This window comes from Yersinia vastinensis, from assembly GCF_044905075.1.
Taxonomy (GTDB): Bacteria; Pseudomonadota; Gammaproteobacteria; order Enterobacterales; family Enterobacteriaceae; genus Yersinia; species Yersinia vastinensis.
In genome coordinates, this window is sequence record NZ_CP173260.1 from 2987860 (window position 1) to 3001372 (window position 13513).

Here is a 13513-nt window from a genome sequence, read left to right on the forward strand (position 1 = left end):
TCTTTATCGTTAAATTTTGCTGGCGATGGATGGCTCATCATATTCGCGTTTAGTTAGCGGCACGTCATAAGCCCTTCTATTGAGCATTTCAAATCCCAATACAAAATGTCTTGGATGGTTACCCTTATCTTTGGACTCAATAACAAGTTGAACAATAAAAGGTCCGGTGGAGGTATCAGGAAGATGATAAAACGAAGGTGGGATACAAAGTTTCCCATCTATAATTGTTAGATTAGGTTCATCTGTGAATGTCCCTTCTTTAGGGGGGGGACTCCTGAGATTAATAGAGATAAAAACAGGCTGATAATCTTGCGCATTAGGAATAAAGAAGCATACCGAATCACCATTCATGTAAGTGCTGGCCGTCTCAGAGGGATAATACTTCATTTGTCCCCATGGACATCCTGTTAACATCAATAAGCAAAATAAAGACAACATCGTGAAAAATAGAAAACTCAGTTTGTTTCTTATCACCAAGGAAACCCTCGCAGTACATTTCGGTATGATTTTCTTATTACGACTTCAGAAATATCGCCATCAAGAGTAATAATATTATTTCTTCTCAATCGCCTCCAGGCACTCTAATCACTCGCCTGCAATGTAAAGTTATCCGCAATAATTTGCGCTTGTTGCTCCATGGGATATTCGCTTAACAGTCGCCCATCGAGTTTATATCTGTAACTGACCAGCCAACTAACCAGCCCTCTCGCAATGACATTCATTCCTTTGGCACGCTGCCATACATGGCTCATTTCATGAATGAACAAATGTTGTAAATTATCTGTTGTCTGCGAGAAATCATCCCGGTACTCATTACGGAAATAAATCTCACCATTCGGCGTCATTGCCGTATGTTCATCTTGCAGATTAAAAGGTAGGTAACTACCATGATGGATCCAGACAGTGTGGTACTGGATAGTTGATCCGAAAACTGACTTCGCCAGCTCCGTCTCTCCCGAGGTCAGCAACCGGATACCCCCTTCTTTTAATGTGTCCTTATTTTCCTTAGTCATTACCAAACTCCAGCACAATCCCTTCTTCTTCATCCCAGCCCAATGTCAGCGACGAGGTGCGCTGCTGCTCGCTCATGCGGCCCAGCAGTTGTTGGCTCAATACCGGCAAGATCTGCTGATTCAGCAAACTGTCGATGTTGCGCGCGCCGGTATCTGGTAGCAAGCAGGCGGCGACCAGCGTGTCGTACAGACTTTCTTCAATCGTGCAATGCAGGCCATAATGTTTGTTCAGACGTTTAGCGACCTGTGCCAGTTTCATTTCGACGATGGTACGCAACGCAGTGGCGTCTAGCGGGCGGTAAATCAGGGTCTGGAAGCGGGCCAACAGCGCGGGCTGGAAATGATCACGCAGGATCGGGCGTAGCAGCTCATGCAGATCGCTATAAGTTGCTTCCGGTTGTTCATCCAGTAACTGCATCAGATGATCACTGCCCAGATTGGCGGTCATTAGGATCACGGTGTTACGAAAATCAATTTCGCGCCCTTCACCGTCGCGCATAAAGCCGCGGTCAAACACCTGATAGAACAGATTGATGACATCGGTGTACGCTTTCTCTACCTCATCGAGCAACACAGGTAGAGAAATACTAAGCGGACAATCAGGGGATATTCATGCGGCTGAAGCAAGACTTATCTCGCAGCTTCCCGATCCGTAAGGGAAATGCCATAAACCCGACCATTTGAAATTTCAATTCCTGCCACTATTCTTCGAGGTACATTGCCGTGCGCTTTAGACGTTAGAACGTAGCCTACAATGAACTGTCCTTTATCCGGAAAAGAGTAAAAAGAGGGAGGAATACATAACTTCCCATCTGTTACACGAAGTCCGGGGTCAAACGTAATGTTCTGTTCCCTGTGGGGGGTATCCCTGGAGTTAATCGCAATATTTGCCGGCTGATAATCATCAGTATTCGGGACAAAAAAACAAATACTGTCTCCCGCCATGCTGACCTGAGCATCTTCATCAGGTTGTAATCGATCACCTGAACCAGGACATCCAGTGAGTATAAATAAACAAGCAAGAGACAGAATTGCCGTGCGCAAAAAACGATATTTTATTATGTTCACCAAGGAAATCCTCGCAAAGCTGCTGTATATTTTTGCTGTATCATTTCCTCACTGATATCACCCGCCATTGTGACATTATTTGAATCAAGTAGATCACACCATGTCTTATAGCCTTCGGTCTGTAACAAAAAATTATCGGCGATGATTTGGGCTTGTTGCTCCATGGGATATTCGCTTAACAGCCGCCCATCAAGTTTATATTTGTAACTGACCAGCCAACTGACCAACCCTCTCGCAATGACATTCATTCCTTTGGCACGCTGCCATACATGACTCATTTCATGAATAAAGAGATGCCGCAGATGAGGCACTGTTGCGGAGAAATCATCCCGATACCAGTAGCGAAAATACATCTCACCATTCGGCGTCATTGCCGTATGTTCATCTTGCAGATTAAAAGGTAGGTAACTACCATGATGGATCCAGACAGTGTGGTACTGGATAGTTGATCCGAAAACTGACTTCGCCAGCTCCGTCTCTCCCGAGGTCAGCAACCGGATACCTCCTTCTTTTAATGTGTCCTTATTTTCCTTAGTCATTACCAAACTCCAGCACAATCCCTTCTTCTTCATCCCAGCCCAATGTCAGCGACGAGGTGCGCTGTTGTTCAGACAATCGGCTCAGCAGTTGTTGGCTCAATACCGGCAAGATCTGCTGATTCAGCAAACTGTCGATGTTGCGCGCGCCGGTATCTGGTAGCAAGCAGGCGGCGACCAGCGTGTCGTACAGACTTTCTTCAATCGTGCAATGCAGGCCATAATGTTTGTTCAGACGTTTAGCGACCTGTGCCAGTTTCATTTCGACGATGGTACGCAACGCAGTGGCGTCTAGCGGGCGGTAAATCAGGGTCTGGAAGCGGGCCAACAGCGCGGGCTGGAAATGATCACGCAGGATCGGGCGCAGCAGCTCATGCAGATCGCTATAAGTTGCTTCCGGTTGTTCATCCAGTAGCTGCATCAGATGATCACTGCCCAGATTGGCGGTCATTAGGATCACGGTGTTACGAAAATCAATTTCGCGCCCTTCACCGTCGCGCATAAAGCCGCGGTCAAACACCTGATAGAACAGATTGATGACATCGGTGTGCGCTTTCTCTACCTCATCGAGCAATACCACGCTGTACGGACGTTTGCGCACCGCTTCAGTTAGGATGCCGCCCTGACCGTAACCAACATAGCCTGGAGGTGAGCCTTTAAGCTGAGAGACGGTGTGCGCTTCCTGATATTCAGACATGTTGATGGTGACCAGCGATTTCTCGCCGCCAAATAGCGTATCGGCCAGTGCTAGCGCCGTCTCGGTTTTCCCGACACCACTGGGGCCGACGAGCAGAAATACACCTAATGGGCCATTTTCCGGCGTGAGGCCGGTTTTAGCAGCACGTAAACGTTGCGCCATCTCAACCAGCGCAACATCCTGACCAACGACACGTGTCGCGAGGTGACTTTCTAGCTGTAATAAATCGGTCTGTTCATCTTTCAGCAGGCTACTCAGCGGGACGCCCGTCCAGTCGGCGATAACTGTCGCCACCGTGCGGACATCAACATCCAGCGACAGCAGCGGCGCGTTACCCTGAATCTGGCTTAATGCTTCCTGCAACGTGGCAAGATCCGCCACGTTAGCGATATCTTGACGTGCTTCGACGATAAGTGAAGTCAGTCGTTTCTCTTCCTGATACTGCTGTTCAAGCTGCTGTTGCTCAACCACCAGCTCTGCACGGCGCTGTTCAATCTCATGTAAGCGTGTTGAACCGACGTTCGGCAACAAGAGCACATCCTGTTCAATGGCCTGCTGTTCCATCTCTAGCGCGGCCAGTTCAGCGTTAATTTCCATCAGCGCAGCGGGCAACGTATCAATGCTCATACGTACTCGAGCACCGGCAGTATCGAGCAGATCAACAGCTTTATCCGGCAGTTGACGGCCGGTCAGGAAGCGTCGCGATAGGGTGACCGCAGCCGTAATGGCGGAATCAAGGATATGCACGCCGTGGTGCTCGGCATAACGGCCTTTTAAGCCTCGCAGCATCAAACTGGCTTTGGCATCATCCGGCTCGTCCACTAAAACCCGCTGGAAGCGGCGCTCCAGTGCAGCATCGCGCTCAAAGTACTGTTTATATTCCGACCAGGTGGTGGCCGCGATAGTGCGCAGTTCGCCACGAGCCAGTGCAGGCTTCAACAGGTTAGCGGCATCTGCGCCACCGGCCTGATTACCGGCACCGATAATGGTGTGGGCTTCGTCGATAAAGAGCAGCACTGGCGTCGGCGATTGTTGTACCGCTTCGATAACATTTTTTAGGCGCTGTTCGAACTCGCCTTTGACACCCGCACCGGCTTGCAACAGACCAAGGTCAAGGGTGCGCAGACTGACGGTTTTCAGGCTATCAGGCACGTTGCCATCGGCAATACGCAGTGCCAGACCTTCCACCAGCGCGGTTTTACCGACGCCCGGTTCACCGACCAAAATCGGGTTGTTTTTACGGCGACGCGACAAAATATCAACCATTTGGCGGATTTCTGTGTCACGGCCAAAAATTGGGTCAATCTGCCCCGCTTTCGCTTTGGCGGTCACGTCTAGCGTGAATTTATCCAGCGCCGCTTGCAGAGCATCGTTTAATTGAGCCTGACCACTGGCGGAGGTGGTGGTCGGAGCTTCATCCGTCAGATTAACCGGCGTGTCTGCCAGTGCCGCAGTTTGCTGAAGTTCAGGGCGCTCATCCGATTGGCTATCCAGCAGCGGTAACAAGCGAATAAGTTGCGTTGTGCTCAAACTCAGCAATGGCCAAGCCGCATCGGCAACCAATAATGACGGTTTTTTTATCAGGGCTGACAGGAGATGGGAGGAACGCACTGCATCTACGTTTTCCTGCAACGAGGCATCCAACCAAGCACTTTTGATCAGTTGCTGTAGTGCAGCTGAGAGCTGAGGTTTACCCTGTACCGTGCGCGGTAAAGTTTCTAGATGGGCCAATAATCCCTGCCACAGGCTGTCCATGTCCCACTCATAACGACGAGCAATAACGGTGATGTCACCTTCACCTTGTTCCAGCAATTTCAACAACCAGTGCTCGATAGTGATCTCGGCATGAGCGCGGGTCTGGCACAGGGTTGCAGCACCGGCCAGTGCCTGAGCGCAATAAGGATTTAATCGGCGTAATAAGTGTGCTGAATGCGTGGTCATAAATTCTCTTCCTTGTATGCGAAACCTAATACGTTAGCCGGATGAAGCTGGCGTCAGGCACGCTACCGCCCATAGCCATAAACCAAGGCCCATAAGGTCATCTGATAAATTGTCAGTGTGTTTAACGCAATACCGATAAGCCGATACTCAGCTAAAAACACAAAAAGCAGACGGCGAACCGCCTGCTGATGCGGGTTACCCTAAATAATTCGTGTTGCAGGCAGACGGCAAGTGAACGAGCCCCTGGGAGCATAGATAACTATGTGATCAGGGTGAGCGAACGTCGCCAACGCACCTGCGGCGCGAAGAATGACGGGTAACTATGCGGTGGCGCGTTCGTTCCATGAATCGGAATGAATGATGTTGCCGTCTTTAAAGGTCCAAGTGACTTTTTCGTAGCGCAGTTCCACCAGTTCCAAGTGGTTGTGCTTCTCTTTCGCCGGATCTTTGATGTCATGCATTTTCGGCGCGACTTTAACCACTTTGACGTTTTCCAGTTTGGTGTTGAAATATTCAACTTCCTGACCAGCGTCATCAATGCGGTACCATTTGAACTCGGCGGTTTTCAGCGTTTGACCGGTGGTCACTGCCTTGTACAGATAAGGGGTAGACGCATCGATTTCTTTGGTGAAAATGAACGGGGTATGGATACGGGTGCCTGTCAGCTTGCCAGTATTGTTATCGGTTGGGATGTACAGGTTATGATCCTGAGCCACGATCTCAATGCTGCCTTCACGGCTTTGCACATCAACAGAACCCTTGATGTCTGCACCGCCGTCGTCTTTCAGCCACAGATAGACTGGAATTGCCATGGTTTACTTCTCCATTTCTTGAGTTGATACGTCACTTTCATCCTGTGACGCTGTTTTTACGCCTGGCAGGCGACAGGCATCAGCCTGCGGTACCAGGCTGATTTCGACACGGCGGTTGGCCGCACGGCCCGCTTCCGTATCATTAGATTTCAGAGGCCGACTCTCGCCATAGCCTTGTACGGCAAAGCAGCTTTCCGGAATGTCCCCGGTATCATGCATCCAGTCACGTACCGATCCCGCCCGCTTAAGTGACAAAATCTGATTGGACTGACTATCCCCCGTAATATCGGTATGACCTGCTACTACGATCAGCCAGCCTGGTTTGGCCTTAATCCCAACCAGCGCATTAATAAGTACTTTGGTAGAACCGGATTTAAGTTCTGATTGACCCACGTCAAACAGTGACAGGCTGTCTAGTCGCAGGGTTTTGGGTCCCTGAACAATTCGATTAATTACAGGAGGGGGCGGTGGCGGAGACGTCCAGCTATTGATAGCAATATCAAGCGGAGCCTTAAGCCGCAGTCCCTGATACAAGCCCAGAGACAAACGCATAGGTGCACCTATGCGTAACCAATCATCCAATAGATGTACATCTGTGCGCAGTTGCTGTTGGGCCAGAGTCTTCGGAGCTGGAGGCGTGCCGGTGAGTCGGTTATACAGCGAAAGGTGATCGCCAACGCTCTGGACCAAACGTTGGTTATTGATATATGAGGCCAGCAGGGCAAATAGTAAAAATACACCGCACAGTACACCGGCCATCTGCCAGGTCTGCATCAAGCGAGAGACGCCACGACGGCGAGGCAGGTAAGGCAATAACACCTCTGGCAACGACAGGTCATTTTGCTCTGTGGTGGCTATAGGTGTCAGCGTGGTGACTCCACGAATGTATGTCTGCCACAGATTGTTTTGACGCCCCGTAACTGGAGTAAAGCAGTAGCCCCATGCGCATGGAATAAGTGCGGGGACATCCCCTTGCCGCTGTGTCAGGATGCTTAAAACATGTTCATCAAGCCAGCTCAGAAGACTCTCCATCCAGAATACCGCACTCAATCTTTCCTGAATGTTTCGATCTTGATGCTGACTCCATTCAATCAGTGGCATAACACCGGCCCCGGCTTCCTGAACCTGAATACCTTTTTGCTCTGGAGTGACCGTGTACCAGCGTTCTGACGGCTCTGACGAGGGGGTTGGGGGTGAAAGCCAGATACATACCCAGACCGGTGGTATCCCCGCAAGCCAACCTTTGCACTGCACGATGGCCCGTTGCCAAGCCAGCACAGATTGTGAAAAATCATCGCGAACCTGATGCTGCTCCGGCACGATAGCCAGTAACACCGATATCTGAGCAATCAGCGCTGGACGTTCAACGGCCAAATGTTGCGCGAGGATCGGTAATTGTTCCGGCATCTTCACCGCGAGATACCAACCTAGACGGGTTTCACGAAAAGAGGCAGATGCGGAAAACAAAGCATCGCTGTCACCGCAAACCAGGACCACCGCCCCCTGAAAATCTTCAGGGGGTAGCGTTGAATCTGCAATGGAGTCATGAGCCACTTTATAGCGGTTGTGTTTGCGCCACTGGAAATAACCGACACCACCACAGAGGATGACAACCACGATGCTCAGTGCCACACGGCTACCCGTTCCCAACGGCCAGAAACCTAGGATAAGCCACAGTGCTAGGCATGCACCCAACAGCAACAGGAGTAACTGTGTTAATCCACGCATCCGCTAATGCATCCCTGTTAGCTGAGACACCATCTGCGTAAGCCAGTTGGATAACATGAACCACAAAGCAACCAGGATTGCGACACCCGCAACCCATGAGAACCAATAGGTTTTGCGTCCGGAGCGCAGACGCAGTGAGCGCGAGACCAGCGGTGTGTCCTGTGAGGAAGCGAATGGGGGCACCAGCAAACTCAGCTTACGCACCACATCTTCTCTGCGCTCATCGCCCTGTTCACGGTAGCGACCAGCAAATCCTAGGGTCAATGCACGGTAAAAGCAGGTCAGTACTGCCGTATCGGGTGCCGGCTCCTGCAACACCGTACGGATCCGCTCCCACAATTCCTCACCTGCATTCAGGGTATTAAAGTAGCGAGCCTGAAGTGGGTTTTTCAGCCATTTGGTATAGCCACTGTCCTGTTTCTGGCGGTTCAACACACTTTCATCCAGTAACGCACACTGGGTATACAACATATGGTCACTGCTGATTTCACTGAAACCGGCACGCGACAACGCCTCGCGTGCGTCGTCAATCCACTCACAGGCACGGCGGTACAAAGCCTCACCGTCTTCAATTTCCTGACCGTTACGCAACTGGCTAACCATGAGCCAGCAGGGATAAAAAATCGCATCAACGACAGATGAATTTATTTTGCTCATGAGCGCAGCACCGCAAACAGTTCAAGTTTGATATCACCCAGCGAACCTGGAGTGTAGAAAGCACAGTTACCCACATCCAACATGGCTTGCGCTGCTGGCCCTTTGAGATCAAGGGCAAAGTACTGATTCTCCAGACGCAGCGGGATAGCGGCCGGAACATGGGACAGTGGTTTAATCACCACACCGTTCAACGCCACATTGACCACATCTGACACATCCTCAACGCTGCCAGCTTTACACAACAACGGGAACTGGGTTTGCAACAGATGATTGGGGATCGAAGAGCGAACAGAGAGGTAGAAATCAGCCCCTTCACGCAGGCGAGCATCGTGCAATGAACCGGTCCAAAATTGCCCCTCATGGGTCAGTTCAATCACCACCATACGAGACGGCAGGCTGGCTTCGAGCAAGGCGTCAAGTAAGGTAAACAGTGGAGGGAAAACCTGCTCCGGCGCGTCATGCTGATACAGCGGAATATCCTCGGCTTTATGCACCAGAGAAAACGTCAACAGGCTACCGGCGAGGCGGACCAGTTCGCGATAGAACAGCTCGGGATGGCGCGAAGGCATCTGATACAGTTCCATCAGTACTGGTTCAGCACTGTTTAACGCATTCAGCAACCAAAATAGCGACACATCGGCCACGGCAAAATCCGCCATGCGCTCGTTGCTTTCACGTCGCATAGCCATCAGGCGACGCCGACGTGCCTGTAGACGGTGGATTAAATCCCCCAGTTGTGACAGCACAACCTGACTTGCCGCCAGCGATAGCATCGGCGGGATAAAACTCTCATCCTGCATCCACTGCCCCTGAGTACTGCGGACCAACCGCACCACAGGACAGGTCAGATAAGCACTGTTTTCTTGATGAGCAAAACGCAACGTAATAGCATGGCGCATTATCGCCAGTTCAGTACGCTCATGACCGGCAAGTTCCTGTACCGTGACCCACTCCTGCTGCCAGCGTCGGGGGCGTGCACTGTCCTGTCCATCATCCAGATTGCCACCATTAGCCGAAAGCAGTGGCAATGCCAGTACCACCTCAACAACGTCACGGTCTGACACCGCAGACAAGTCGCAAGCAGGCGGTAAGTTATCCGCCCGTTCTGAATCAACCAGCGTGCCATCGGGAAAACGAACCACCAGTTGTAGAGCGTTCAGGCGGGAAAGCGCCAGTGATCCATTGTCGAATGCTGTCTCAATAACTCCCCACGGAGACGCCAGTACCATATGGGCCACGCTATCTGCCACATAAGTATCCCAGCGGGACTGCTGCTGGAATTGTTGCGGGGCCAAAAAGGCCCCATCGTTCCATAGCGGACGATAAATCTTCATCGTGCTTCCTGCCTTATGCCTTAGCCTTCGGCATCTGCGAGACCAATGACAAATTCACATCCATGCCTTCCACTTGGAAGTGTGGTACGGCATACAGTTTGACGCGGAAGAAACCGGGGTTGTCTTCAATATCCTCTACTGTGACTTTTGCATCACGTAGTGGATGGGAAGCCTGCAAATCATCACCCGGATCAGTCATTTCAGTGACTAGACTGCGCACCCAGTTGTTCAGTTCCAACTCCAACAAACGGCGGTCTTTGGTGGTGCCGATATTTTCGCGTTGGATCAACTTCAGGTAATGAGCAATACGTGACAGCAGGAAGATGTACGGCAAGCGGGCGTTGATACGGCTGTTCGCTGTCGCATCCGCCGTTTCATACAATGCAGGCTTCTGGGTAGAGTTGGCCGAGAAGAAGCAAGAGTAATCACGGTTTTTGTAGTAAGACAGTGGGATAAAGCCCAGATTGGCAAACTCAAACTCGCGGGTTTCTGGGATCATCACTTCTGAAGGGATTTTTACCTGATTACCGGTACCTAAATCGTATAAGTGAATGGGCAAATCAGTCACGGCACCACCCGCTTGTGGACCACGAATCTGTACGCACCAACCGTTTTTGATGAAGCTTTTCACCATATTGGCGGCAAAGGCGAACGAAGCGTTAGTCCACAGATAACGGTCGTGGTCCGGCCCTTTCACCTGCTCTACGTAATTAAAGCTACGTACTGGTACAGTATCAGGACCGTACGGCAAGCGCCCCAAAACACGTGGCATAGTCAAGCCGATATAACGGGAATCATCCGAGTCGCGGAAAGCCTTCCATTTGATGTATTCAGCACGGTCAAAGTAGTTACCAATATCTTTGATGGCCGCCACGTCTTCCATGTTTTCTTTACCAAAGAACTCGGGCCCCACTGAACCGATAAACGGCATATGGGCCGCCGCGGCTACCTTGGAGATATTGCGTAATAACGCGATATCTTGTGGGCTACGGTCAAACTCATAGTTGGAAATCGCCGCGGCAATCGGTTCGCCACCGGGGGTGTCGTATTCCTGAATGTAAGTCTGAGTGTAAAGACCGCTTTGCACGATTTCAGGGGCATCTTCAAAATCCTGCACCAGATGGTCTTTACTGATATCCAGCAGCTCAATACGGACGTTTTGACGGAAATCGGTTTGATCGATAAGGGATTTCACACCGCGCCAGGTGGACTCTACACGTTGGAAATCGGGGTGATGCATCACCGCATCCAACTGGCGACTGATTTGATCATCCAGCGCCGCAATATGGCCATCCAGCAGAGTTTTATCCAGCTTTTCCACTTTTTTGGATGACTGCTTAAGCAAGTCTAAAAAGACACTGACGGCGGCAGTGACACGTTCATCAGTCGTGGCATCTGCTAGGGTATCGTTGTTCTGGAAAGCATCCAGACCCGTCAGTGAGGACACAGGGCTCAGGTTGATTTTTTCAAATAAAGAGGCATAAACCCCTTGGGCAACGGGGCGGTTCTTCTCTAATACGGTCGTCGCACTACCCTGCGCAGCATTTTCCTGTACAGACATCAGCATGTTCCTTCTCTTATCTTTTTATTTACTGGCGGCCAATCCGCTGATTAACAGTCTTTTGGGGCTAATGCCGCCAGTTCAGCACGCAGCTCATCGCTCAGAGCTTCGTCTTTGAGGATATTTTCCAGCTCACGGCGGAAAGTGGTGTTGTCTAGCAGATTGGATTTGAGGTCACGCAGCAGGTTGCGCATGGCCAGTAAGGCGCGCAGTTGCGGAATTTGACGGGCGACACTTTCCGGCTCGAAATCTTTCATGTCACGGAAAGTCAGGGCAACAGCGGTATCGGTGTTATCGCCAGCCAAGGTATCAGGTACAGCGAGTTTCAGGCTCGGTTGGAATTCAGCCAACACACTGTTGAAATTGTTTTTATTGATATTGAGCTTTTCACGTTCGGACAGAGGGCGCTGTTCCTGACCGTTGCTGTAATCACCCATCACCAACAACTTTAAGGGCAGCTCCATTTTCTTTTGAGCGCCACCTGTATGCAGGTCAAGCTTAATATTAATGCGCGCCTTAGGTATCTCATTTTGGAAGCTTGAAGAGGACATCGACTTTCCTTATTAAGGGAAGGAAATTTAAGAAATCCACCGCTGAGAAAATGAATAAAAATAATCTACATTACCCGGCACAACATCCACCACCCACTGATTAACTCAGCGTGCATTAAAGTAAAAATACTCTTTGTAGATATCCCTATCCATTCATCGGATGGCATGAAACTGTAATCAAAAAGGTATTTTTCACACGCATTAGCATATCAATTAAATACCAGTGCGCGCAGTGTAAAAACGTTAGCCATATAACACCAATACGTTAAATGTAACAAAAAGTAAATTTCAAACATTCATAAAAAATAGATCATCATACTGATGTATAAGACATTTCTTACAAGCGACAGATAACCCACTACGGTTAAAGGCATTAATAAACATCATGGAAATTAAACTGAGATTTTATGAAGCTTATAGTAGGAATGTGCCTACAAATATTTTCTTCAAAAATGTGATGTGTATTGGACATATTTTAGAAGTAAATTGGTTCACAAGAGACTTATCTATTATTACCGTGAATCAGTTAACCACTAATAACGTAAAAATGACTTATCGATAGACAACATCATTGTGTATTACAGTTAATCAACAAAGAGATGTGAGTGGCAAATTTATGCAAATAACCCCCCATTAACGTTGAGAAATAGATTCGCCAATATTCAATGAGTACCAGCAGAATATCCCGTTTGGGTATAGCCCTATCTGCGCAAGCCCCATGTTTCCCAGTGTCAGCCCCCGTAAGAATAGGGTCAAATTTTAGGATTTAGGAAAAGTGATGCGTAAGACTGCGTGGAGTGATGTCGGTTGGCTGAATTAAAGAGTGTAGTGAGTATTGAAACGCTGATACAAAAAGTGACCGATTTAGAACTGACCAGATGATTCTGGCACCGGCAGAAACCCAAGGTGTTAAGAATGTACTGTTATGCATATCCCAACACGTATTCATCAGTATGGCCTTCACTATACTGCTGCTACCCGGTTGTAAAACATGAATCAGAGGCCAAATATAGTCTCAATTTCTATCTTGAGGTCAGGCGAAAAAAGACGGCTAACTTCAACGAGAGAACTGGCTGGCAAATGATCACCGTAATTTCGGTAGAGTACCGTGCGCAGTTCGTTGATCTCGTCAAAAGAAGTAATAAATATGGTCACTTTGATAAGGGCCGAAAAATCAGCACCTTCGGCACTGGCTATTTCCCTTATCTGACAGAATATTTCTTCAGCCTGTACGGCAATGCCTGATTGCTGTGCGGCAGTGCCAAACGCAGTCAGCCCTGAAATATAGAGCGTGTTATTGTGCCTTACTGAGTGGACATAAGGAGCCTTTACCTCACCCAACTCAGAATAATTCCTCCGTACCAGCTTACTCATGCTAATTTCCTTATTGAGAGGGAGCAATCGTTAATCTTATCATTCCCCTGCTACTGCACAACTTTTCTGCGCGTAGGTTTCACTGTCTATGCAACCTACTCTGCTTTAATTTATACACCGTGATGTTTGCAATGTCCGTTCTTGGCACTAAACCACCTAAAAAACATCGAGCAGCTATGATCGAGGGGCGAACCTTCAGGCTCACTAATTCATCACCAGACCAATAGCTGCGAGTTTCTGG

The 13513-nt window shown here is 49.4% G+C and carries 11 protein-coding genes and 2 pseudogenes; all 13 read right to left on the reverse strand.

The genetic code is table 11. From position 1 onward, the window contains the following. Positions 1-9: 9 nt before the first annotated feature. Complete coding sequence (locus ACIOG0_RS13940) at positions 10-387, reverse strand: putative T6SS immunity periplasmic lipoprotein (protein WP_235895325.1); 378 nt, start codon at positions 385-387, stop codon at positions 10-12. A gap of 83 nt (positions 388-470) precedes the next feature. Continuing rightward, positions 471-1013: pseudogene (locus ACIOG0_RS13945) on the reverse strand (type IV secretion protein Rhs). After that, a pseudogene (locus ACIOG0_RS13950) lies at positions 1006-1587 on the reverse strand (AAA family ATPase); the annotation flags it as partial. The pseudogenes ACIOG0_RS13950 and ACIOG0_RS13945, both read right to left, overlap by 8 nt. Positions 1588-1643: 56 nt before the next feature. After that, positions 1644-2081: a putative T6SS immunity periplasmic lipoprotein gene (locus ACIOG0_RS13955; protein ID WP_235895324.1), complete on the reverse strand. Its 438-nt coding sequence runs from the start codon at positions 2079-2081 to the stop codon at positions 1644-1646. Further along, a complete protein-coding gene (locus ACIOG0_RS13960; protein WP_128451063.1) occupies positions 2078-2620 on the reverse strand; it encodes a type IV secretion protein Rhs in 543 nt (180 codons plus the stop codon). Before ACIOG0_RS13960 ends, ACIOG0_RS13955 begins: the two co-directional genes overlap by 4 nt. Further along, entirely contained in the window at positions 2613-5255 is a 2643-nt protein-coding gene (gene tssH, locus ACIOG0_RS13965; protein ID WP_145581999.1) for a type VI secretion system ATPase TssH, read from the reverse strand. Before tssH ends, ACIOG0_RS13960 begins: the two co-directional genes overlap by 8 nt. A 320-nt stretch (positions 5256-5575) precedes the next feature. After that, positions 5576-6067: an Hcp family type VI secretion system effector gene (locus tag ACIOG0_RS13970; protein WP_050098423.1), complete on the reverse strand. Its 492-nt coding sequence runs from the start codon at positions 6065-6067 to the stop codon at positions 5576-5578. Positions 6068-6070: 3 nt separating this feature from the next. Next, positions 6071-7795 carry an OmpA family protein gene (locus ACIOG0_RS13975; protein ID WP_145581997.1) on the reverse strand — a complete coding sequence of 575 codons (1725 nt, stop codon included), beginning with the start codon at positions 7793-7795 and terminating at the stop codon, positions 6071-6073. Positions 7796-7798: 3 nt separating this feature from the next. Continuing rightward, positions 7799-8452: a type VI secretion system protein TssL, short form gene (gene tssL, locus ACIOG0_RS13980; protein WP_128451066.1), complete on the reverse strand. Its 654-nt coding sequence runs from the start codon at positions 8450-8452 to the stop codon at positions 7799-7801. Continuing rightward, positions 8449-9786 carry a type VI secretion system baseplate subunit TssK gene (tssK, locus tag ACIOG0_RS13985; RefSeq protein WP_128451067.1) on the reverse strand — a complete coding sequence of 446 codons (1338 nt, stop codon included), beginning with the start codon at positions 9784-9786 and terminating at the stop codon, positions 8449-8451. Before tssK ends, tssL begins: the two co-directional genes overlap by 4 nt. A gap of 13 nt (positions 9787-9799) precedes the next feature. Beyond that, entirely contained in the window at positions 9800-11353 is a 1554-nt protein-coding gene (gene tssC / locus ACIOG0_RS13990) for a type VI secretion system contractile sheath large subunit (protein WP_050098427.1), read from the reverse strand. A gap of 44 nt (positions 11354-11397) precedes the next feature. After that, positions 11398-11898, reverse strand: coding sequence for a type VI secretion system contractile sheath small subunit (gene tssB / locus ACIOG0_RS13995; protein ID WP_050098428.1), 501 nt, complete (start codon positions 11896-11898; stop codon positions 11398-11400). A gap of 996 nt (positions 11899-12894) precedes the next feature. Next, entirely contained in the window at positions 12895-13272 is a 378-nt protein-coding gene (locus ACIOG0_RS14000) for a RidA family protein (protein ID WP_050098429.1), read from the reverse strand. Positions 13273-13513 lie beyond the last annotated feature (241 nt).